A 23,182-nucleotide genomic window follows, 5' to 3' on the forward strand; every position below is an offset into this window, starting at 1 on the left:
TGGGATTAGTCATTTGCGCGCCTCGTCCAGAGGGCGCTATCGAATTCGCCCTGCGTAAAAAGGATCCGTAGTGATGCGTTGCCGCCCCCAGAAAGTCACTCGCCATAATGCTGATTCCACTGCTGTGCTGTGCCTCAAACCCTTGGCCCAGGCCATCGCCTTGCTGCTGCTGGCCAACCCCGCCTACGCAGCGACCAGTTTCAGTTCGGCCTGGTTCGCGGCCAAGGGCGCGGCTCCGGCGGCAGGCCCGGCCAGCCCCAGCGCGCCTCGCCCTGGAACGCCTCCACCGCTGGCGCAGCAGCAACGGGTGCAGCAGCAGTTGGGCCGTTCGCTGGCGAACATGAACAGCACGGTGGCGGCGATTGCGGCCAGCCAGGCTGCCCAGGCGGCAGGGCGTGCGGCCAGTTTCGGCGCGCCGCAAACCATTCATAACGGTTTGGGCGGCAATGGCTTGAACGCAGTGATCGGGCCGGATGGCAAGCCGTTGTTTCTCAACGCCAACGGTCCGGTACAGACAGATGCCAACGGCAAGGTCGTGGTGACAGTCAAGCAGACCGCCGACAAGGCCATTCTCAACTGGGACACGTTCAACATCGGCCGTGACACCACCCTGGCGTTTCAACAGGACGCCAGTTGGGCCGCGCTGAACAAGGTCAACAACAGCACCGCGCCGAGCCAGATCCAGGGCCAGATCAAGGCCGACGGCACGGTGATGATCCTCAACAGCAACGGCGTGGTGTTCAGCGGTAGCAGCCAGGTCAACGTGCGTAACCTGGTGGCGGCCGCCACGGATTTCAGCGACGAACAGTTCAAGAACGGTGGCCTCTACAATACCAACGCCCCGAGCTTCACCAACGCCCAGGGTGCGATTCGGGTGGAGAGGGGCGCGCAGATTTCGACGACAGCCCCGAGCAAATCGACTGCCGGGGGCGGCTATGTCTTGTTGCTGGGCAAAAGTGTCGACAACGCCGGCACCATCAGTACCGAGCGTGGACAAACCGTGTTGGCGGCCGGTGACCGTTTCACCATCAAGAAAGGCTTCGCCAGCGACGGCAACTCGACGTCAACCACCCGCGGCAATGAAGTCACCGCCCATCAGGATGGCACCAGCGGCGCCGGGACTGTAAGCAACACCGGGCTGTTGATGGCGGCCAGCGGTGATGTGACGCTGACCGGCAATCAAGTGCGGCAGGACGGTGTGGCCGTGGCCAGCACTTCGGCGGACACCCGTGGCACGCTGCACCTCACGGCGCGAGGCAGCGATGCCAACGTGACCCTGGGCGAGGGCAGTACCACGGCGATTCTGGTGGATGCCAGCGCGACGGCCCTGGACAGCCAACGCGACAGTGCCTTGAAACCGATCGTCAGCCAGGACGGCAAAGTCATTCCAGCGGACACCTATCGCCGAGACCTGTCCCTGGTGCAGATCGACAGCGCTGGCAGCGTCGATTTCCAGAAGGGATCGATCACCCTCGCCACGGGCGGTCAGGTGGCGGTGAACGCCGGCACCCGCAGCCTGGTGCGCGACGGTGCGGTGATCGACGTCTCCGGCGCCACCGGCGTCAAGGTGGCGATGGAAGCCAACAGCATCAAGGTCAACATCCAGGGCAACGAGCAGCGCGATGCCGCCGGCAACCGGGATGAAGGTACGTTGAACAACAACGACGTGTGGGTGGATGCGCGTGAGCTGGTGTTCGTACCCGCCGGCACCAACGGCTACGCCACTGATCGCTGGTACACCGCCGGTGGTCTGCTGGAAGTCAGCGGCTACCTCGGTACCCAGGGCCACAGCGCTGGCGAATGGATGGCCCAGGGCGGCACCGTGAGTTTTACCGGTAATGATGTGGTGACCCAGGCCGGCTCGCAGATCAATCTGTCCGGCGGCACGCTGGATGTGCAGAGCGGCACCGTCAAGCAGACCTGGCTCAAGGGCGCCGATGGCCGCTTGTATGAACTCAACAGTGCGCCTGGGGACATGCTCTACACCGGGATCTACAAGGGATACGAAGACCACACCCAGCGCTGGGGGCAAACGAAGTATTACTACAATCCCTTGATTGCCCCGCGTTCGCGCCAGGAGGCCGGCTACACGGTCGGCCGCGATGCCGGCACCCTGGTGATCGGGACTAAAAACGCGGTGCTCGAAGGCACGCTCGCCAGCGATACCTTCCAGGGTGACCGCCAGACCCGCGCCGCCCAGGCCGGCCTGGATGGCTACCAGCAGTCGCAGAAAACCGTGGCCCGTGGCGGGCAGTTGGTGGTCGGCTCGTACGTGCCGTTCTACGTGAAGGAAAGCGGCACTGTGGAATATGCCCTTGGCGCCACGGCCAATACTTTGAAGAACGTGATTTTCGGCCAAGGCGCGGCGGGCGTTGCCGGTAGCGTCGGCCTGGACGGAGCCTTGCCGACGGATCGCCAGGGCACGTTGTACCTGGACAGCAACCAGCTCAACGGCTTCAAGCTCGGTGCCGTCAAGGTCGCTGCGAGCGAAGGCATCACAGTCAACGGTGCGTTGCAGGTGGCTCCGGCCGGTTCCATCAGCCTGTTTGGCCCGACGGTGGCCGTGAATGCCAATCTTACTGCCCACGCTGGTGCCATTCAGGTAGGCAGGGATTTCGTCCAGGTCGACGGCACGATGCCGGTTGTCGGCGCGTCCTCGGTCAGGGTGGCTGACGGGGTGCGTCTGGATGCCAGCGGGCTGTGGAGCAATCTACAACTGGACCCTGGCGATATCAGCGCCTTGCCTTACCAGAACGGCGGCAGCATCGCCCTGAAAACCGGCGGCGCCATCGCGCTGGGCGCCGGCAGCGTGCTGGATGTTTCTTCTGGAGCGGCACTGCTCAACTCAGGCAAGTTCCAGGGCGGCAAAGGGGGCGATGTAACCCTGAGTAGCCTGAACGGCGGATTGAGCCTGGGGGGCGAATTGCGGGGCCAGGGTGTGAAGGGCGGCGGCACCTTGCAATTGCAGGCCGGTAAAGTCCTGATCAGCGACACCGCGACCTCTGCGGCGGCCGGTACCTTGCTGCTCGATGGCGGCTTCTTCAAAAAAGGCTTTTCCGCCTACGACATCATCGGCAACGACGGCCTTGAGGTTGCCGAGGGCACCCGGGTCGATGTCACCATGCCGGTTTATCGCCAAGGCGCTGGCGCGCCTGGGGTCGCCACCGGTGGTGCATTGGGCAGCGCGCTGGAAACCTGGACGCCACCGCTGTACCTCGAAGACGCCAGCAAGGGCGTGCTGACCCAACGCCAGGGTGCCAGCCTGTCCTTGCAAGCCGGCAGCCAGCAAACCGGCGCGGCGAATGTCGCCACGGCTGACCTGCTGGTGGGCAAGTCGGCAGTGTTGAATGTCGACCCCGGACAAGCGATCCGCTTGACGGGCATCGGCCAGATCACCGTGGACGGCACCTTGAATGCCTGGGGCGGCTCGATCACTGTCGGCTCCGCGCCTGGGCCGCAAGCGGCGGTCATACCGCCCAGTGACAACTTCAAGTCGATCTGGATCGGCGAGAACGCGGTCCTGGACGTAGCCGCTCGCGCCGCCACCGCCACGGGTACCAGGGGGACCCAATATGGGTTCGTGCGTAACGGCGGAAGTATCGTCATCGGTGGTGAAATCGACCATGCGACGGGCGACGGCGGCGGTATCGGCAAATTCATCGTGGTGCGCGAAGGCGCGTTGCTCGATGCTTCGGGTGCCCAGGCGGTGCTGGATGACGCGGGGCAACGCCGAGTGGTTGCCAGCCACGGCGGCGACATCAGTTTTGGCTCGACCAGTGGGCTTTACCTGGACGGTCAGTTCAAGGCTGCCGCCGGCGGTGCCGGAGCGGCGGGCGGAAGCTTGTCGGTCGGGCTCGGGGCGACGGTTTATTTGAACAGCTCGGATTTGCCGGACAACCAGCGCAAGACTCGCGAACTGATTATCGAGCAGCACCATTCCGCGACGGGTATCACGGCCGGGAGCGCGCCAGAGCAGGGCGCCTCCCTGCTGGAACACGGCTATGCACGGCTTGCGGTGGATCAGGTCGAGGCCGGCGGCTTTGATACGTTGTCCCTCTTCAGTACCGGTCTGCTGACCTTCGATGGCAATGTCAACCTGACGATGGCCAATGCGCTTCAGCTCTACGCGGGTGCGTACGGCATGGCGGAGACAGCGGCGGCGGACTCGGTGGTCAAACTGCGCGGTAACTATGTGCGCTTGGCCGGCGCGCAAGATAATACGGCCGCCGGGGCTGACAACAGCAGCACCGGCATAGGGCTGGCGCCTTCGGCACGACCTGCCGCGGGGCAGTTGTTGGTGTCAGCGACCGGGTTGCTTGAGGTTCGCGACGCGGTGAGGGTCGGCGGCAGCGGAACGCTGACGATGGCCCAGGGCGAAGTTCGAAACGTCGATCGTCGTGGTTTTGCGGATTTGCAATTGAACAGCCAGGGTGACATTCGGATGGCGAGCAGCCAGGCCGATCATAAAATGTTACTTCGAACCCCCGGCGTCCTGGGCCTCACCGCCGCGCAGATCTATCCCGGCACCGGTGTGCAAGGGACGCTGACCGCCAAGCGCATGGACATAGGCCGCAACGGCTCGGCGATTCCCTCGGTGCCTTATTCCGCGTTCGGCGAGTTGCGGCTTGAAGCGGATGTCATCAACCAGGGCGGCATTCTGCGAGCGCCATTGGGCAACCTGATCATTGGCCAGACGGCACTGGAGACCGCGTCCCGTCCCGGCAGCGATGTGAACATGCTGCCCGGCAGCCTGACCTCCGTCAGCGGCGCGGGGCTCGTCATGCCCTATGGCGGAACAGCGGATGGCAAGTCCTACGTGTTCGATGGCGTGACGCTCGACAAGAGCCTGCTGCGGCCAGCCCTCAATGGCGTGCCGGGAAAGATCGATCTGGTGGGCGAGACCATCGACGTTGCGGCGGGAGCCGTTGTGGACGTGTCCGGTGGGGGTGAGTTGACCGGCGCCGGGTTCATCTCGGGGCGTGGCGGCTCCACTGACGCGCGCTTCAACCCCTTGGTGCAGTTCGGTCCGGACGGTTTCCTGTTACCGGCACTGAGCAGCAACCCGGTCTACGCTATCGTTCCTGGCGTACAGACCGGCTATGCGCCCGCGGGTGGTGAAGCCGGCGCCGTCGCCCCCTTGGTCGGCCAGCAGATTACCCTCGGTGCCGGCGTACCCGGCTTGCCGGCCGGCACCTATACCTTGCTGCCCTCGACCTACGCGCTGCTGCCGGGTGCGTTTCGCATCGAGGTCAACGGCCTGGCCGGGCAGGGTGGGGTGGTGCCGACCCAGGCCATGCGTAACGGCTCCTGGGCAACGGCCGGTACCCTCGGCATTGCCGGTACGGGCGTACGCGACAGCCTGGCGAGCCAAGTGATCGTCACCGCGGCCGATACGCTGCGCCGCTATTCGCAGTACAACGAGACCAGCTTCAGTCAGTTTGCCCTGGCCGACGCGGCGCGCCTGGGCGTGCCCGCCGTCCTGCTGCCCCGGGATGCCAAGGCGTTCAACGTCACGTTCGAGCGCAACCAGAGTGACCAACCGAGCTTCAGTTTTGCCGGGAAACTGCTGAGCAAAGCAGCCAAAGATGGTCGCGGCAGCACCACCGCACTCACGTTGGTCAGGGCCGGGAACCTGGAGATCATCAAGGCAGGAGAGGCGGTCAGTTCTGGATTGGACGTTGTAACCCTGACCGACGATGCGGTGAATGCCATCGGCGCCAGCAGCCTGTTCATTGGCGGTTACGCCTTGGCCCGCTATGGCCAGGGCGGTAACTTCCTTGAATTCAGTGATGGCAACGGCAGCGCCTCCCGAACCCAAAATATCACCCTGCGCAGCGGTGCGACCCTGCGGGCGCCGGAAGTGTTCCTGGTGACGTCGAGTCCCAATGGCGGCATCACCGTGGAGCAGGGCGCGTCGATCAATACGCTGGGCATGGGCGCCGTGGCGCGTGACTCGCGCGATGGCTATCTCTACAACCCCGGTCGCAACAGCGTGCTCGCCGTCTCTAATGGCTACGTGAACATGTTGGCGCCTTCCGCACCCAACCCGCAAAGGCCGGACAGCGCACCTGGCAGTATCCGCATCGGCGTGTGCGACGGCGTTTGCACCGGCACCACTCGCCTGTATTCCGAAGGCACCATCGCCTCGGCCACGGACAATCGCTTCGAGCTGACGGATGCCGTACGCTTCGGTACCCGTAACCTGACCCTGGCGGTTGGCGGCATCAACGTTGGCAGCGCCGAGACCCTGGCCGACCTGGCGTCACGCAATCTGTTGCCCAGCGGCCTGACACTCAACCAGCAGGTGCTCGACCGCCTGTTGCTGGGCGATACCAGCGCTGGCGCGCCGGCGCTCGAAACCCTGGTGCTGGGTGCGCGCGATTCACTGAATTTCTATGGCAACGCCAGCCTCGATACCTTTGACGCGGTGACTGGCAAGTCGCGGCTCAAGGAATTGGTGCTTGGCACTCCAGCGATCTACGGCAAAGGCAATGCCAATGAAACGGCGCTGATTCGCACCGGTAACCTGATCTGGAATGGCGTGCAAAACGAGGCTGGCAGCATCGTGGCCGGCGGCGCGGGCACCGGCACGGGCAACCTGCAGATCGATGCCCAACGCATCGAGTTTGGTTATGCCCCAGCCACCGAGTCCAAGGTGGCCAAGGCCTATGACCGCCTGGCCCTGGGATTCGCCAACGTCAATCTCAACGCCAGCGAACGCATCACCGCCAACCATAAGGGAGGCTTGTCGGTTTACCAGAGCCAGGGCGAATACATCACCGGTAAAGGTTTCCAGTACAGCGGCGGCAACCTGAACATCCTCACGCCGTTGATGACCGGCGAGGCCGGGTCGGTCAACCGGATCACCGCAGGCGGCAATATCCGCGTCAGCGCGCCGGCGGGCAGTCGCCTGCCGGTGGCCAGCGCCGACAGCTTGGGCGCCGAGCTGGCGTTGAACGGCAAGAATGTGCGGGTCGAAGGCAACGTGGTGCTGCCCAGCGGCAAGCTGACCCTCAGCGCCGAGGATGAATTGACCCTCACCGATGCCGCGCGCCTCGACCTGGCCGGACGCAAAGTCACCTTCAACGATGTCAACAAGTACAGCTGGGGCGGTGACCTGATCCTCGAAAGCCGCAACGGCAATATCCGCCAGGCCGCCGGCTCGGTGATCGATCTCTCCGCCGTGAACAACCAGGCCGGGAGCCTCAAGGCCACCGCATTGGCGGCGGCCGCCGGCAAGGTCGACCTGGCGGGCACTGTTCTTGGCAGCAGCAGCGGCTACTACGATGCGGGCGGCACCGCCGTGCCCTACAAGGCCGGCAGCGTGGACATCCGCGCCCAACGCCTGGGTGACGCAAGCCTGAGCGAGGATTTTGCCGCCCTCAACCAACGCCTGAACCAGGGCCAGGTCTTCGGCGGCCGCAGCTTCCAGCTCAAGCAGGGTGACTTGGTGATCGGCGATGGGCTCAAGGCCGGCGTGATCAGCGTGTCGGTGGACGGCGGCAAGCTGACAGTCAACGGCACCGTGGACGCCAGTGGCGAGCGCGTGGGGTCCATTCGCCTGGCGGGCAAGCAAGGCTTGACCGTTGGCGGCAACGCCATGCTCGACGCCCATGGCAGCGTGCTCCGGGTCGACAGCGACGGCCAGATTATCGATTCGCCGAACCGCGCCATGGTCGAGCTCAGTTCCGGTGATGGCCTGCTGACCTTGGCCGACGGCGCTCGGATCGATTTGCGTCACGGCACTGCCGCCAAGACCGGCCACGACGGCAAGGCCCGCGGCACCCTGGAACTGAACGCTCCTCGCCTGGGCGGGGCGACTGCCGGCGATATCGCCATCGGCGCCAGCGGCAACCTGAATATCCAGGGCGCCAAGCTGATAGCGCTCAATGGTGTGCAGCGTTACGACAATGCCCACTACGGCAGCGATCCGGCGGCCAGCGGCAGGCCGTATCAGATCATCAATCAGGACTACCTCAACGACATCGACCGCGAAAACCGGGACTTCATCGACAACGCCTTGAAAAACGACGCCTTGCGCGACGGTAAGCTGGCCGGGCTGAACAATGCGACGTACCGCAACGCGTTTCACCTGCGCCCCGGCGTCGAAATCGTCAGCGCCACCGCCGACGGTGACCTGGTAGTGCAGGGCGACCTGGACCTGTCCGGCTATCGCTACGCCAGCCTCAATCCGCTGACACCCCAAACGTCTGTATACGGTTCCGGCGAAGTCGGCAGCCTGGTACTGCGCGCCGGGGGCGACCTGACCGTGCTTGGCAGCATCAACGATGGTTTCGCGCCGCCGCCAGAAACACCGGACGACGATGGCTGGGTGCTGACGCCCGGCAAGCAAATGTTCAACGGCGATGTGATCGTGCCCCGCGCGGGCATTGAATTGCAGGACGGCACGACGTTCCTCTCCGGCGTCATCCTCAACTACGACCTGCCGTTGCAAGCCATCACTCTGGCCGCAGGCACGCGCCTGCCGGCGGACGGTGAGTTGGCCGAGGCGATTTCACTGCCTGCCGGCACGGTGTTGGCGGCCAATATCCGTTACCGCGACGGCCGTGTGGCGTATGCCGCCGGTACGCGCCTGACCGCCGACCTGACCGTGGCGCAAGGGATGATCCTCGGGAGTGGTTCGGTGTTGATCGGCGATACCGCCTTGACCGGATTGGTCTGGCCAAAAGGCGTGGCTTTGCCCAGCCGCCCGGCAAGTTCGGTGACAGTTCATAGCCCAAGCACCGTGGTTCAGGCGGGCGCGTTGCTGTTGCCCTTGGGCGCGCTGATACCCGCAGGCACCGACGTGAAGCTGGCCGAAGGCGTGGACAAGATCAATCTGCGCGGCGGCGATGGCAAGGGCCACAACTGGGCAATCGCGCCCATGTTGGCCGAGGGTTCGCAGTCCTGGTCGCTACGTGCCGTGGCGGGCGCTGATTTGCAAGCCGCTGATACCCGCCTGGTCAATCCGTATGCCGAGCATGGGCGCTTTACCGTGGCCGATACTCACTATGGAATGCTGGCGAAGGCGGGAGGCCAGGTGCTGACCGATCAAGCCTCGCTCGACTATTTTGGTGACTTGAGCTACTCCGGGCGACCCGTGGCGGAGTTGGCTGACCTTTACGGCATGAGCGTCGACGAGTTCTGCGGGCAGGCGCCAGGGCTCTGCGTCGCGGCGGGGCGGACGTTGACCGAGCAAGCCTCGCTCGACTATTTCGGTGACCTGACCTATGCCGGTCGGCCAGTGGCGGAGTTGGCGGACCTGTACGGTATGTCGGAGGACGAATTCTGTGCCCAGGCACCGGGGTTATGCGTCGGTGGGAGCGTTTACACCTACGTGGTGGGCACCAGCAGCTTCAGTGTGCTTCGTACCGGTACAGGCGATCTGGACCTGGTCAGCGCAGGTGATTTCAGCATGCAATCGCTGTTTGGCATTTATACCGCGGGCACGTCGTCCTTGAGCCTGGCCGACTCGGCGGCGTACAACCTTGCGCGAGGCGTCTCGGTGAACAACGCCGGCCTGCCGACTGACTCGATCCTGGGGAACGGTGACAGCCCTTATGAACGCTTGGTGGATGGCGGCGCAGACAGCCGATATCGCGCATGGTATCCAGACCATGGCGGCAACCTGCTGCTGTCGGTGGGCGGCGATTTGGCCGGTGACATAGTCGGCAGAAAACAAAGTACTCTCGTGACCGAAGACGCACCGCAGATAGAGAGCTCGGGGGTTGGGAATTGGTTGTGGCGCCAAGGCGATGGTGACGGTACGCCTACGGCCTGGTGGATCAATTTCGGCACCTATGTGCCCCATGGCACCGATCCGGTATTGAACGGTTTTACCGGTATCGGCACCTTGGGTGGCGGCAACGTGGATGTGCGAGTCGCAGGCGACGCGGGTATGTTGGCCCCCCGTGGAGAGCGAGGCGAGCAGGGCGCCAGTCGCAGTCAGGGGATAGTCCTGGCGGTCGGCTCGACCGGGCGCATGGTGGACGGTCAATTGAAGTTCACGGGTGGCGGTGACCTGTCGCTGGCAATCGGCGGCGCGCTCAACCCTTCACTGGAGGCTAGGGCGTTTCTCGACTTAGCCGGCCAGCCGGTTGATTCGCGCCATGACATGAATGGCAGCCTGACGAACTTGCGGGGTTCGCTGAGGGCCAGTGCCGGTTCGTTCGGCGGCATGGAATTGATCAACGGTCCGGACGAGGTTTCGCAGGACCCCCGAGAGATCCGTGCCTACAACCCATACGATGCAACGATGGCCAGCGCGACCGGTGGACTGCTGCTGGTACCCGGCGATGCCACCGCCAGTCTGGATGCCCGTGGCGATCTCGTACTTGGCGCCGCAGTGGACCCGGGCCGTGCGCCGACACGAGTCGCCCAGTCGGTGGACCTGGGCGGCGGGACCAGAGGCCCCGGATATTCCTGGTTCAGCCTGTGGACTGACCATACGGCTATCGATCTGTTTGCAGCTGGAGGGAGCGCTACGCCTTCGACCCAAGGCGGAGAGCTTTCGACAGGCTCCGGTATCATCACGCCTCGTGTCGGTATGGACTATTCACCGACCGACGGGCGTTTCGTCTATCCGTCGATTTTGCGGGTAGCCGCGCCCTCAGGCAGCCTGTATTACGGGCCCTCATCACGTGGGGTAGGGAGCTTTGTGACCCCCTATTCCTTGATCCTGGCACCTGGAAACCAGGCGCAGCTGGAGTTTCTCGCTGGGGATTCGATTTATGCGGGAGGCTACGCAATATCACCGACCAATGCTTCAGCAAGCAGCCTGGCAACTCCGGACCATCCTGCGTTCTATTACAAGGACCGATCGGGTGTGCTACACGGCGACCTGGAAGGAGCGAGTGCGAACCCTTCGCTACTCAGCAGCATCGGAATGGGCTTGTTCGCGTTCGGCGGTACAGGGTCTGGCGGAGATTATCGAGGCGCGGACCAGCCGGTACGCTTCTACGCCGTCAGGGGCGATATCGTTGGGTTGCGCACGGGCGAGCTGATTGCCTTCAGTGCCGGTCGCAGGGGCGGCGAGACCTGGTACGAGGCCGCCAGTCCCGCCTGGATCATGGCGGGGCGGGATATCGTCAACAGTGGTGACATTGCGGGCACTTTACTGACGCAGTTCGAAACCGGGCCCACCAGCACCGGCAACCTGTTCGTCCACGACGACCCCACCGACATCTCCATTGTCTCCGCCGGCCGCGACATCCTCTACAGCACCTTCAATGTCGCCGGCCCCGGTACGCTGGAGATCAGCGCCGGGCGCAATATCCTGATGGAAGACCAGGCTGCCGTGACCAGCCTCGGTCCGGTGAAAGCCGGTGACAATCGCCCCGGCGCAAGCATCGTGATGCAAGCCGGTGTAGGCGCCGCCGGGCCGGATTACCTGGGCTTCGTGCGGCAATACCTGGACCCGGCCAACCTGGCGGACGCCGGTGCCGGCCTGGCCCAACAGCCGGGCAAGGTGGCGAAGACTTATGAGGTCGAGTTGGCGACGTGGCTGGCATTGCGGTATGGCTTCAACGGCGATACCGAGCAGGCGCTGGCCTACTTCGCGGCATTGCCGTCCGAACAACAGCGGGTGTTTGCTCGCCAGGTGTATTTCGCCGAACTGCGTGCCGGTGGCCGCGAGTACAACGATGCCAGCAGCCCGCGTTCCGGCAGCTACCTGCGCGGTCGCAACGCCATCGCCGCGCTGTTTCCCACCCATGACGTGGCCGGCAATGCCTTGGCTTACCAGGGCGACATCACGATGTTCGGCGGCGCCGGGGTGCACACCAACTTCGGTGGCGATATCCAGATGCTGACGCCCGGCGGGCAGCAGGTGTTCGGTATCGAAGGCGAGGCCCCGCCGTCCAGTGCCGGGGTCATCACCCAAGGCACCGGTGACATTCAGTTGTTCAGCAACGGCAGCGTGTTGCTGGGACAAAGCCGGATCATGACCACCTTCGGCGGCGACATTCTCGCCTGGTCGGCGGCCGGGGATATCAACGCCGGTCGCGGCTCGAAAACCACCTTGGTGTACACGCCGCCCAAGCGCGTCTATGACAACTGGGGCAACGTCACGCTGTCGCCGTCGGTGCCGAGCACTGGCGCCGGCATTGCCACCCTCAACCCCATCGCCGAGGTCGCGCCGGGCGACATCGACCTGCTCGCGCCGCTCGGCACCATCGACGCGGGAGAGGCGGGCATCCGGGTCTCGGGCAACATCAACATTGCCGCGTTGCATGTAGTGAACGCCGCCAACATCCAGGTGCAAGGCAAGTCCAACGGCGTGCCGGTCAGCGCGGTGGTCAACACTGGCGCACTGACCAACGCCAGCTCCGCCGCAGCGTCGGCGAGCGATGCCGCGGAAGGCGTCGCGCGCGAACAACAGGCCGCCTCGCGCAACCGTATGCCATCGGTGTTCAGCGTGCAGGTCCTGGGCTTCGGCAACGAACGCCTGGCGCCGTCCCAGGAAGGCGCCAGCCGTGCGCCGGCCCAGGAACCGAGTAACAGCGTGCAGGTATTGGGGGCTGGACGGTTGGACGACCAGGCGCGCAATCAATTGACCCCCGAGGAGCAACGCAACCTGACGTTGTAAGCATCGTCATCAAGGCCCGAGGGCGACAGGCAACTGTCGCCCTTTTTCATGGGCGCGGGGCGCTGTCCGTAGCCGTTCATGAAGATTCGATGACAAAAGTTCGGTAGTGGCCGGTTGCCTCGGTCAAGGTTGTGTGAAAGGGCAACGGCACTGGATTGCCGTTCATAAAAGAAGCTTTTGGCAGGGACGCCCGGACAACTTTTTTTGCGCTATTTCGCGCTGGATGCCAGGTGTGACAGGGGCTATGGGGTCTATGGAAAGTTACTCGAAAGTGGGCATGCAGGAGCTGGACCAGCGCCTGTCGAAGATCGTCGAGGCTGCACGCAAGAAGCCGGTTTCGGTTTATCGCTACGGCGCACCCTGGGTGTGGATCGTGTCCCAGGACGACTGGCAGAGCGCCTTGAAGGAGTTGTCCAGCTACGTGCCGCCTGGCCATTCCCTGGTCATGTTGCGCCCACAAATCGAAGAACTGCTGGAGGCCTCCTCCGAACCCCTGCAGCAATGGGCACGGGAACATCAGATTCAGGTGCCGGTGCCGGCGTTGATGCTCGCCTTGTTGCTCCAACTGTTGTACTCGCTGCCCAGCGAAAAGCAGCTGTACGAGCAGCTCAATTACAACTTGCTGTTCCGCTGGTTTGTCGGCCTCGAGCTGAACCAGCGGGTCTGGACGTTCGCCGTCTTCGTGCGGGATATCGGCGAACTGCTGGATAGCCCTCACGCGGCGAAATTGCTCGAGCGCATCGTCAGCGAAGTGTTCTGCGGCGACTTGATGCACATGCCGGAATTCTCGTTGAACTTCGCCTTGTTGCACACCTGGCTGTCCAGGCATTCGAAACACAAATAAACCGTCACAGGACAACACGCTGCCAACGCTGCGGGCCTGGCAGCGCGCGGCTTGGCAGCAGGCGCTGCACGGGTGGCGCAAATGAATCGAGGGGGATGTGTGGATCATTGGGATTTCAACAGCAAGCGCAGGCCGTGGCCTTTCCTGCCCACGGCGCTGATGCTCGCTCTGGTCTTCGAGGCGCCGGCATTCGCCGAAGAGGCCGGCACGCCGATCGAGGCTGACGCCGGAACGCCTGCGCGGCTGGTGGATGTGAACGAATACGTCGTGCGCGGCAATACCGTGCTCGACGCGCGCGACATCGAAGAAGCGGTGTACGCATTCCTCGGGCCGCAACGCAGCCTCACCGATATCGAAGGTGCCCGCGACGCGCTGCAACAGCGCTACCAGGCCAAGGGTTACCAGTCGGTATTCGTCGAACTGCCGGAGCAGCAGGTCGAAGGCGGCGTGGTGTACCTGCAAGTCAGCGAAACCCGGATCGGCCGGGTGCGCGTGGTTGGCACCCAGCACTACTCTCCCGTCAATGTGCGCGAAGAAGTTCCGGCGCTGACAGAAGGCAAGGTGGCCGATTTCGCGGCGGTGCAAACCCAGCTGGCGGTTGCCAACCGTAACCCGGGACGCCAGGTGGTGCCGGTAGTGCGCGAAGGGCAGCGCCCGGGAACGATGGATGTCGACTTGCAAGTCGAAGACAAGAACCCCTGGCAGGCCAGTATCGGGCTCAACAACGACTACAGCGCCGACACCGAAAAGCTGCGTTCGGTGGTCACGCTCGGCCACAACAATCTCTGGCAGCGCGGCCATACGGCTTCGCTGACCTATTTCACCGCCCCCGAGGACCGGGACAACGCGCAGGTCTGGTCGGGTTCCTATAACGCCCCCTTGAGTGAGCGCTGGAACGTGCAGTTCGCCGGCTATCAATCCGACAGCAACGTCGCAACCATCGGCGGTAGCAATGTGTTGGGCAAGGGCCATTCCTACGGCGTGTCACTGATCTACAGCGTGCCCCCGCAAGGCGTCTGGGCCAACTCGCTGTCGGTGGGTGTGGATTTCAAGGATTTCGATGAAGCCCTGCAGTTCGGCGGTTCGAGCGATGAAGTGCCGATCAAGTACGCGCCCATCACCCTTGCCTACAACGGCTTTCGCTACACCGAAACCTCGCAGTTCGGCCTGGGCCTGAGCATCGTCGCCGGCACTCGCAGCTTCTTCGGTTATGGCAGCGACGCCGATGAATTTCGCGCCAAGCGCTATGAATCCAATCCCAGCTTCGCGGTGTTCAAGGGCGACAGCACCTTTACCCAGACGTTTGCCGGTGACTGGCAAGCGGCGAGCAAGTTGAGCTTCCAGCTGGCTTCCGGGCCGCTGGTTTCCAACGAGCAGTTTTCCGCCGGTGGCGCCACCAGCGTGCGCGGTTACCTGGCTGCGGAACGCACGGGCGATGACGGGGTGCTGTTTTCCCAGGAACTGCGCACGCCGTCGTTGAGCAAACACCTGGGCGAAGGCCTTGGCAGCTACGTCGACAGTTGGCGTTGGTATGTCTTCGCCGAGGGCGCGCAGATGGCCCTGCAAGACGCATTACCCGACCAGGAAGCCGATTACAGCCTGGCAAGCGTTGGCTTTGGCACTCGCGCGACCTTGCGTGAGTGGTTGTCCGGCAGCCTCGATTGGGGCCTGCCGCTCAAGGACGGCCCCAATACCCGCAAACACGACTCACGCGTGCACTTCAACGTGCAGGCAACTTTTTGACCGGCAGGCAACAGACCTTGGAGCAACCCGTTATGCATCGCTTGATTTTCATTCTTCTCGCTTGCCTGGGCCTTGCGCTGCCGGCAACGGCCAACGCCTGGTGGCAGGACGACTGGCATTACCGCAAACAGATCAGCATCGACACCACCCCCCAGGGCGCGGCGATCAACGAGGCGGTGGGGCGCACTGCGCTGCTGGTGCGTTTGCACACCGGCAATTTCACCTTTGACGGTGTCAACGAAAACGGCTCGGACATTCGCTTTGTCGCCGCCGACGACCACACCGTGCTCAACCACCAGATTGAAAGCTTCGATCCGCTGATGGGCATGGCCTTGATCTGGGTGGACGTGCCCATGGTGGAGGGGGGCAAGCGCTCGGACATCTGGATGTACTACGGCAACCCGAAAGCACCGGCCACCAGCAATCCCCAGTTGGCGTTCGACGCCGATTACAGCCTGGTCTATCACTTCGATGGTGCCGTTGGCGCGCCACCGCGTGATGCCAACGCCTTTGCCAACCACGCGCAGAACGCACCGGCAGGCATCCTTGACGGCGTGATCGGCCGCGCGGCGCAATTCAACGGCCAACCGCTGTTGTTACCGGCCAGCGCGTCCCTGGGCGTCAACGCGGGGGGCGCGATGACGTTCAGCACCTGGTTGCGCATGGAGCAGGGGGCAGGGGAACAACTGCTGCTGGCCCGTCGTGACGCCGGCAACTCGCTCTTGGTGGGCATGAACCAGGGCGTTCCTTTCGTCGAGGTGAACGGCCAGCGCGCGGTGGCGAACCAGGCCGTGGCCCTTGGGCAATGGCAACACCTGGCGTTGACAGCCGATGCCAGTGGGTTGCGTTTGTACGTCAACGGCAGAGTGGCGGCCAACCTGGCGCAGCCGCTGCCGGCCTTGCAGAGTGCAATCGCGATCGGTGGCGATGCACCGGCAGCGGTGGCTGTCGGCGCGCCGACCGCGACCTATCAAGCCTTCACCGGCGCCCTCGATGAACTGCGCGTGTCGCGCATCGCTCGCTCGCCCGAGCTGATCCTGGCCGATGCCACCGCCCAGGGCGCCGAGTCACGCCTGGTGGTCTACGGCGTGGACGAAGAACAGTCCGGCTTCGGCTTCGGCAGCCTGGGTTTCCTGCTCAACGCGGTGCCGCTGGACGCCTGGGTGATCATTGCCATCCTGGTGCTGATGATGTTGCAGTCGTGGGTGATCATGGTGCGCAAGAGTCGCAATGTCGCCCGTGTCAGCCGTGCCAACGAATTGTTCCGCAGTCACTTCGCCAAGGTCGGGACTCGGCTGGAAATGCTGGCCGATGAACGCGACCTGGCGCAGCGCCTGGCGGACTCGTCGCTGTGGCGCCTGTATACGGTGGCGGTGGCCGAGATCCGCACCCGCCGCGACCAAGGCGCCGATACGTCGTCGATTTCCGCCGCCACCATCGAAGCCATCCGTTGCTCCATGGACGGCGTCCGGACACGTGAAAACCAGCAGCTCAGCGCCAAGCTGTCGACCCTGTCCAATGCCATCGCCGGTGGGCCCTACATTGGCCTGCTCGGCACCGTGCTGGGGATCATGGTGGTCTTCCTCGGCACCGCCATGGCCGGTGACGTGAACATCAACGCCATCGCGCCGGGCATGGCGGCGGCCTTGCTGGCGACGGCCATGGGGCTGTTCGTCGCGATCCCGGCGCTGTTTGGCTACAACCGCCTGACCACGCGCAACAAGGAAGTCAGCGCCGACATGCGCGTCTTCGTGGATGAGTTCATCACCCGCCTGGCCGAAGTCCACGGTGAAAGCCAATCCAGCGAAGCGGCGCATCGACGGGGCAACCATGTCGCCAGTCCGTCGTTGACGGTGTGAGGGGACGACCATGGCCAACCTCAACAGCGCCCTGGACGATGACGAAGATGCTGCCGTCGACACCATCAACATCACGCCACTCGTGGACGTGCTCATGGTGGTGCTGGTGATGTTCATCCTCACCGCCACCGCCCAGGTCTCCGGCATCCAGATCAACCTGCCGAAGGCCAGCTCGACCATCTCGCTTTCGCAGCCCAAGACCAAGGCGATTTCCATCAATGATGGCGGCCAGGTATTCCTCGATGCCTACCCGGTCACCCTCAACGAACTGGAAGACCGCTTGCGCATCGAGAAGGCGCAGAGCCCGGATTTTCCGGTGATCGTGCGCGGTGATTCCACCGTGCAGTACCAGAAAGTCATTGAAGTGCTGGACCTGTTGCGTCGCCTGGAGCTGTCCCAGGTCGGCCTGGTCACCGGCAAACCGAGCCAGGGCTGAGCCATGACGTCTTTTCCTGAACAGCCGCAGAACGGCCATCTGGAGCAACAGCGCGACGTCACCAGGACGGTGCGTCGAGTACTGCTGTGGAGCGTTGGCCTGCTGGCGGGCGCGGGCCTGGCCTGGCTGCTGTGGACATGGGCCAATGACATGAGCGGCATTCGCCGCGAGGCGCCAAAGATCCCGGCGATCATTCCCTTGCCGCCACCTCCGCCTCCGCCACCGGAAAAACCGCCGGAGCCGGAAAAGCCGGTGGAAGAAAAAATCGTCGAGCCCGAGCCCACGCCAGAGCCCGAGGAAGTCAAGCCAGAGGAAGAGGCGCCGCCTTCGCCCGCCGAAGACCTGGCCGACCCGATGCAAATGGACAGTGACGCCCAGGCGGGTTCCGACGCTTTCAACATTGGCGCGGGCAAGGGCGGCGGCATGGCCGGCACCGGCGGCGGGCGCCTCGGCAACGGCACCTACAGCCAGTTCCTGGCCTACAGCTTCCAGCGCTTGCTGCGCGAGTCGCCCGAGCTGCGCAACCTGGCGTTTCGCCTGGAGGCTGACGTCTGGCTGGACCAGGCCGGTCGCGTGACGCGCGTGGAGCTGGGACGCAGCAGTGGCGATGCCGAACTCGACGCCAAGGTCCTGGCGACCTTGCGCGCTTCACCCCATCTGGAACGTCCCCCCGCCTCGTTGCAGGTGCCGGTGCGTATCCGCCTACAAGGACGCCGACCGGGCTGAGCCGGGTCGCCAAGAGACCATTAGGAGTTGTGTTCATGATCTGCAAAATCAATCGATTGGCGCTGGGTGTCGGCCTGGTGATCGCCAGCCTGACGGGCAGTGCCTTGGCGCAGACGCCGTCGCAGAACGCTACGGTCAATCTGATCCGCCTGTTGGTTCAACAAGGCGTGCTCAAGCAGGACCAGGCGCAAGCGCTGATCGACCAGGCCGAAGCCGAGGCCGTGCAAGCCCGGCAGGCCGCCGCGACTGCCGCGCCGGTGCCAGCACCCGGCGCGCCGGGGGAGGTGCGGGTGCAATACGTGCCGGCCATCGTGCGGGAACAGATTCGCGACCAGGTGAAGGCCGAGGTGATCGCCCAGGCCAAACAGGAAAACTGGGCACAGCCCAATACCTTTCCCGACTGGGTGTCGCGCATCACGTTTGAAGGCGACGTGCGTTTGCGCAACGAGTCGCGCTATTACTCGGGCAGCAACAGCAACGAGATCGTCGATTTCGCCGAACTCAATAACAGCGGGCCCTATGACGTCAACCCTAGAAGCGGTACGCAATACCCACCGCTGCTCAACACCCGCGAAGATCGCGAGAACATGCTGCGCTTGCGTGCCCGGATGGGCTTGCGGGCCGCGCTTTCCCCTCAATGGACCGCCGCCATCCGGCTGGGCACGGGCTCGGACAGCAGTCCTGTGTCCACCACCCAGACGCTGGGCGGCGGCTTCGACAAAAAGGACCTGTGGCTCGATCAGGGCTACCTCAATTACCGCCCGACGAAGGAGTGGAGCTTCACCGGGGGACGCATGCCCAATCCATTCATGTCTACCGATCTGTTGTATTCCAACGATCTCAATTTCGACGGTATCGCCGGCTCGTTCAATCACCCGTTGAACCGAGACCTGGCGGTATTCGGCACGTTGGGCGCGTTCCCGGTGGAATACAGCTCCGACAGCGCGTCGAGCGATGGTTTGAACAAAGAAGACAGCGAGAACAAATGGCTCTACGGCGCGCAACTCGGTGCGAACTGGGCGTTTGCGCCGGACAACAGCATCAAGGGCGCGCTGGCCTACTACCAATTTGACGACATCGAAGGACGACGCTCCAATCCCTGCGCCATCTATGACGGCGCGCCGGCTTGTGACAGCGACGAAACGCGTCCGGCGTTCATGCAAAAGGGCAACACCTTGATGGAGTTGCGCAACCTGGTGCCGGACCCGTCCGCACCGACCACGTCGCCGCAACCACAATTCGTCGGCCTGGCCTCGGAGTTCAACGTGCTTGACCTCAATCTGGCCTGGGACACCTTGCTGTTCGACGATCTCAAGTTGCGCAGCCAGGGCAACTACCTGGTCAACCTCGGCTACGACGAAGGCAAGATGCGCAAGCGCTCGGCCGGTGCGCTGGTCAACAACGTGGACGAAAACGGTGACATCGAAAGCGGCGATACCGCCTGGATGCTGCAGTTCACCCTGGGCAGTTCCCTGGACCTGAAGAAGCGCGGCGATTGGAACCTGTTCGCCGGCTACAAATACATCGAGCCGGACGCCTTGCCGGACGGCTTCAACGACTCCTCGTTCCACCTCGGCGGCACCAACGCCAAGGGTTATTTCCTCGGCGGCAACTACGGCATCGAAGACAACGTCTTCGCGACCGCGCGCTGGTTGAGCAGCGAAGAAGTCTACGGCGCGCCGTTCGATATCGACGTTCTGCAACTTGAGCTCAACACGCGCTTCTAGCGCCGGGAGGGACAGCATGAAAAAGTCATTTCATCCCGCGATCCACGCCGTGGTGCTGCTGTTGGGGCTCGGTGCAGCCCTCGGCGCTTCGGCAGAGACCATGGAGGAACGCTTGCGCGCCCAGTTGCGCAGCACCACCCAACAGCTGCAAGCCTTGCAGAGCGAACAGGCGCAAGGCACCGCCGCGCGCCAAGCGGCGCAAACCGAGCTGAGTGCGGCACAAGCGCAAATCAAGCAACTGACCGCCGAACTCGCCAAGGCGCGCAGCCAGAGCGAACAACTGGGCGCACAGCAAGACGCTGTCCGCAGCAGCGCCCAGGCGCAGATAGCCGCCAGTACCGAGCAGGTCGGCAAGTTCAAGCAGGCCTACGAAGAACTGCTGGGCCGTGCGCGGGGTATAGAGGCGGCGCGTGCCACGCTGCAAGCCAGCCTGACCAGTCGGGACAGTGAAGTGCAGCAGTGCGTGGCGAAAAACCAAGAGATGTACGGCATCGCCAAAGAGATTCTGACTGCCTACGAAAACATCGAGGTCAGCGACGTATTGAAGATCCGCCAACCCTTCGCCAGTGGCGCGCGGGTGAAGTTCGAAGAATTGGCGCAGCGCTATGGCGATGCGCTGTACCAGACCCAGTTCGATGCCACCAAGACCACCGCCGGCAAATAACCATTGATCAAATGACCACAAGGGAAATCCAGTCATGACCGCACAAACACTGATCCTGAGCATCACTCCCGAACAACTGGGCGAACTGCTGCAAGCCGCCGGCTACCGCGTCAATCGTACCGAACAAGGCGCCGTGGTGCAGTTGTTGAGCGCCAGCCAGGGCATTGGCTTTGCCGTGCGTTTCGGCAACCCGGCCGCCACCGAGGGCAGCTTTCTGGATTTCACGTTCAGTTGCGCGCTGCGCATCGAGGGCGAATTGCCTGAAGGCCTGGTCCAGGTATGGAATGCCAGCCGCCGCTTTGCCCGCCTGAGTCGCCAGGGTGATTTCCTGGTGATGGAAATGGACGCCATCGTTGCCGCCGGTGTCAGTGAAGACCACGTGCGTGGCGTGCTGGAACTCTGGGACCGGTTGTTGCAAGAATTCGTGGTGTACCTGCGCGACTACAGCCAGCACGCACGCGAGCAGCAAAAGGACGGTGCGGATGTAACGCAGGAAGCTGCGGTCGAAGAGGCCTGATTACGATGAACAGGTTTAGCAAACTGGCTGGCATCAGTGCGGCTGTCCTGGTGCTCGGCGGCATTGTACTGACGGTGATCTCCAACCCTGACGGCGTATCCCAAGCCTCGGTGCCCGCGGCACAACCGAAACCCGCCAGAACCCCGGCCGAGGCGGCGCCGACCGTGGCCAGCCTGGGCGAACTGCAACTGAGCAGCGCCGAGCTCAACGCTGTGTTGAGCTCGCTCACACCGCAGGTGCGCGAGCAACTGCGCGGCAATCGTGGCGCACTGGAGGGCTGGATCCGTGCGCGCCTGGCAGAGAAAGCCTTGTTGCAGCAGGCCGACGCCCAAGGTTGGCAGGAGCGTCCGGACATCCAACAGATGACCCGCGCGGCCACCGAGCAGATTTTGCTGCGCACTTACTTGCAATCCGTCAGCCAGGTCCCCGCCGACTATCCGGATGAGCAAGCCCTGCAACAGGCTTATGAGGGCGCCAAGGACAAGCTGCAAAGCCCGGCGTTGTACCGCGTCAGCCAGATCTTCATCGCGGTTGAGCCGGGAGCCAACGAAGAACCGCTCCGCAAGAAAGCCACCGAGCTGGCCCGTCGTGCCCAGGCTCCCAACGCCGATTTCGCCGAGCTCGCCCGGCAGTTTTCCGAGGACCAGGCGACGGCCCAACGGGGCGGTGACAGCGGCTTGCAACCGTTGCAGCAATATGTGCCGGAGATGCGCCAGGTCTTGAGCCGACAACGGGTCGGCAGCGTTTCCGACGCTTTGCGGAGCCAGGCGGGCTTTCACATTCTCAAACTGACCGATATGCAGCCAGCACGCGCCGCCAGCCTGGATGAAGTTCGCGAACAACTGCGCGAGGCGCTGCGCAATCAGCGCCAGGAACAAGTGGCCAGGGCCTATATGGAAGGGCTGGTGAGCAAGGCAACGCTGAGCATCGATGGCGCGCAACTGAATCAGGCATTGGAGTCTGTTCGTTAAGCGGCGCGGTCGCGTGGGGACACCTTAGGGAGGAGGGCGTATGGCTTTGGAGGACGTTGGCCAGATTCACGATTGTGCGCGGTTGCCACCCTCGATCAATAGCGATGATCGGCATCTGGATAACCTCAAGGATCTCCAGGCGTTGGAGTTTTTCCTGGTGACGGCGCGCTGCAGCTGCTTCATGCAGGCGGCGCGGAGCTTGAACGTCAAAGCGTCGTTGCTGCGAAAAAAGCTCTCGCGGTTGTCGATCTATTACGGCAGTCCCTTGTTCGAGCACCGAGGCAATGCACTGGTGCTCAGCCAGGACGGTCGGCGCCTGCGCAACCAATTGTTGGCTCACCGAGCCTTGCTGGCTTTGCCTGATGCTTTCGTCGAGGATCAGGCACTGGTTCGCGTGGCCGTGGCGGAGCCCCTGCTGCACGACATCCTCAATCGCGAGCTGCTCGGTTTCGTACGTCAACACGCCAACGTGCGCCTGAACTTGCTGCGTCTCGACAGTAACCCCGACCAGGAGCCGGCCGAGGCGGACGTTGTCGTCTGGCTTACCGACCCGCAGGCGCAAGCGCCGCGGCTATCGTTTCCGGTGGCTGAGCTCAGTTGCCTCGCCGAACTGGAGTACATCCCGCACATTGCCAAGCGTTATTCACGGGAAGCGAGCCGCCCACGCAGTCTGGCCGAGCTGCAGGACTACATGCTGGTGAGCCTGCACGACTACGCGAAAATGCCTTCCCTGCAACCTTGGAACAGCACTGTCGGCACGCGTCGGTCCGGCGTGACCCAGGTCAACTCCTATGAACTGATGCGCCAGATGATCCAATGGAGCGCCTGCGTCGGCCTGCTGCCGCATTACGTCTGCGCACTCGACAAGACGCTGCAGCCTTTGCCCGACTTGTTCGACCGAGGAATGCCGATGCAGGTCTGGATGGCGGTACACCGCGATGAAGCTCACAGGGAAGAGGTTGCCCGGCTGGCAGCGCTGGTTCGCGCGGCGTTTGAACAGCTCAGGGAGTGGTTCCAGAACGAGCGTTGACACGCCGGGCGGCGGATTGGCTTGGGTGCCGAGCCGGTTTGACGAACCGATGGAGACGAGGCATATTGCGCTCGGTTGT

At 63.6% G+C, this 23,182-nt stretch carries 11 protein-coding genes; all 11 read left to right on the plus strand.

Annotation, left to right across the window (positions count from 1 at the left end):
- Nucleotides 1–73: 73 nt before the first annotated feature.
- The 11 genes from Q7C33_RS08745 (at nucleotide 74) to Q7C33_RS08795 (ending at nucleotide 23,103) form a co-directional block, all read left to right on the plus strand.
- Complete coding sequence (locus tag Q7C33_RS08745; protein WP_407683223.1) at nucleotides 74–12,586, plus strand: filamentous haemagglutinin family protein; 12,513 nt, start codon at nucleotides 74–76, stop codon at nucleotides 12,584–12,586.
- 253 nt (nucleotides 12,587–12,839) lie between these two features.
- Complete coding sequence (locus Q7C33_RS08750) at nucleotides 12,840–13,430, plus strand: transposase (RefSeq protein ID WP_198796775.1); 591 nt, start codon at nucleotides 12,840–12,842, stop codon at nucleotides 13,428–13,430.
- Nucleotides 13,431–13,511: 81 nt separating this feature from the next.
- Nucleotides 13,512–15,173, plus strand: a complete 1,662-nt coding sequence (locus tag Q7C33_RS08755; RefSeq protein WP_407683224.1) for a ShlB/FhaC/HecB family hemolysin secretion/activation protein — start codon at nucleotides 13,512–13,514, stop codon at nucleotides 15,171–15,173.
- Nucleotides 15,174–15,205: 32 nt separating this feature from the next.
- Nucleotides 15,206–17,032, plus strand: a complete 1,827-nt coding sequence (locus Q7C33_RS08760; RefSeq protein ID WP_407683225.1) for a DUF2341 domain-containing protein — start codon at nucleotides 15,206–15,208, stop codon at nucleotides 17,030–17,032.
- 10 nt (nucleotides 17,033–17,042) lie between these two features.
- Nucleotides 17,043–17,468 carry an ExbD/TolR family protein gene (locus tag Q7C33_RS08765; RefSeq protein ID WP_181289694.1) on the plus strand — a complete coding sequence of 142 codons (426 nt, stop codon included), beginning with the start codon at nucleotides 17,043–17,045 and terminating at the stop codon, nucleotides 17,466–17,468.
- 3 nt (nucleotides 17,469–17,471) lie between these two features.
- On the plus strand, nucleotides 17,472–18,194 hold the full coding sequence (locus tag Q7C33_RS08770; RefSeq protein ID WP_198796778.1) for an energy transducer TonB family protein: 723 nt from the start codon (nucleotides 17,472–17,474) through the stop codon (nucleotides 18,192–18,194).
- Between the two features lie 35 nt (nucleotides 18,195–18,229).
- Nucleotides 18,230–19,921, plus strand: a complete 1,692-nt coding sequence (locus Q7C33_RS08775; RefSeq protein ID WP_217859621.1) for a putative porin — start codon at nucleotides 18,230–18,232, stop codon at nucleotides 19,919–19,921.
- Between the two features lie 16 nt (nucleotides 19,922–19,937).
- Nucleotides 19,938–20,585, plus strand: a complete 648-nt coding sequence (locus tag Q7C33_RS08780) for a DNA repair protein (RefSeq protein ID WP_198796780.1) — start codon at nucleotides 19,938–19,940, stop codon at nucleotides 20,583–20,585.
- Nucleotides 20,586–20,619: 34 nt separating this feature from the next.
- Nucleotides 20,620–21,102 carry a YbjN domain-containing protein gene (locus tag Q7C33_RS08785; RefSeq protein WP_181289690.1) on the plus strand — a complete coding sequence of 161 codons (483 nt, stop codon included), beginning with the start codon at nucleotides 20,620–20,622 and terminating at the stop codon, nucleotides 21,100–21,102.
- A gap of 5 nt (nucleotides 21,103–21,107) precedes the next feature.
- On the plus strand, nucleotides 21,108–22,073 hold the full coding sequence (locus Q7C33_RS08790) for a peptidylprolyl isomerase (protein WP_407683226.1): 966 nt from the start codon (nucleotides 21,108–21,110) through the stop codon (nucleotides 22,071–22,073).
- A 40-nt stretch (nucleotides 22,074–22,113) separates the two neighbouring features.
- Nucleotides 22,114–23,103: a LysR substrate-binding domain-containing protein gene (locus tag Q7C33_RS08795; protein ID WP_407683227.1), complete on the plus strand. Its 990-nt coding sequence runs from the start codon at nucleotides 22,114–22,116 to the stop codon at nucleotides 23,101–23,103.
- Nucleotides 23,104–23,182: the final 79 nt, after the last annotated feature.

It is taken from the genome of Pseudomonas sp. BP11-1-1, assembly GCF_052112105.1.
Classification (GTDB): domain Bacteria; phylum Pseudomonadota; class Gammaproteobacteria; order Pseudomonadales; family Pseudomonadaceae; genus Aquipseudomonas; species Aquipseudomonas alvandae.

Coding starts and splice junctions, on each gene's coding strand:
- Q7C33_RS08745 (WP_407683223.1), top strand. CDS start 74: ATGCGTTGCCGCCCCCAGAAAGTCACTCGCCATAATGCTGATTCCACT.
- Q7C33_RS08750 (WP_198796775.1), top strand. CDS start 12,840: ATGGAAAGTTACTCGAAAGTGGGCATGCAGGAGCTGGACCAGCGCCTG.
- Q7C33_RS08755 (WP_407683224.1), top strand. CDS start 13,512: ATGAATCGAGGGGGATGTGTGGATCATTGGGATTTCAACAGCAAGCGC.
- Q7C33_RS08760 (WP_407683225.1), top strand. CDS start 15,206: ATGCATCGCTTGATTTTCATTCTTCTCGCTTGCCTGGGCCTTGCGCTG.
- Q7C33_RS08765 (WP_181289694.1), top strand. CDS start 17,043: ATGGCCAACCTCAACAGCGCCCTGGACGATGACGAAGATGCTGCCGTC.
- Q7C33_RS08770 (WP_198796778.1), top strand. CDS start 17,472: ATGACGTCTTTTCCTGAACAGCCGCAGAACGGCCATCTGGAGCAACAG.
- Q7C33_RS08775 (WP_217859621.1), top strand. CDS start 18,230: ATGATCTGCAAAATCAATCGATTGGCGCTGGGTGTCGGCCTGGTGATC.
- Q7C33_RS08780 (WP_198796780.1), top strand. CDS start 19,938: ATGAAAAAGTCATTTCATCCCGCGATCCACGCCGTGGTGCTGCTGTTG.
- Q7C33_RS08785 (WP_181289690.1), top strand. CDS start 20,620: ATGACCGCACAAACACTGATCCTGAGCATCACTCCCGAACAACTGGGC.
- Q7C33_RS08790 (WP_407683226.1), top strand. CDS start 21,108: ATGAACAGGTTTAGCAAACTGGCTGGCATCAGTGCGGCTGTCCTGGTG.
- Q7C33_RS08795 (WP_407683227.1), top strand. CDS start 22,114: ATGGCTTTGGAGGACGTTGGCCAGATTCACGATTGTGCGCGGTTGCCA.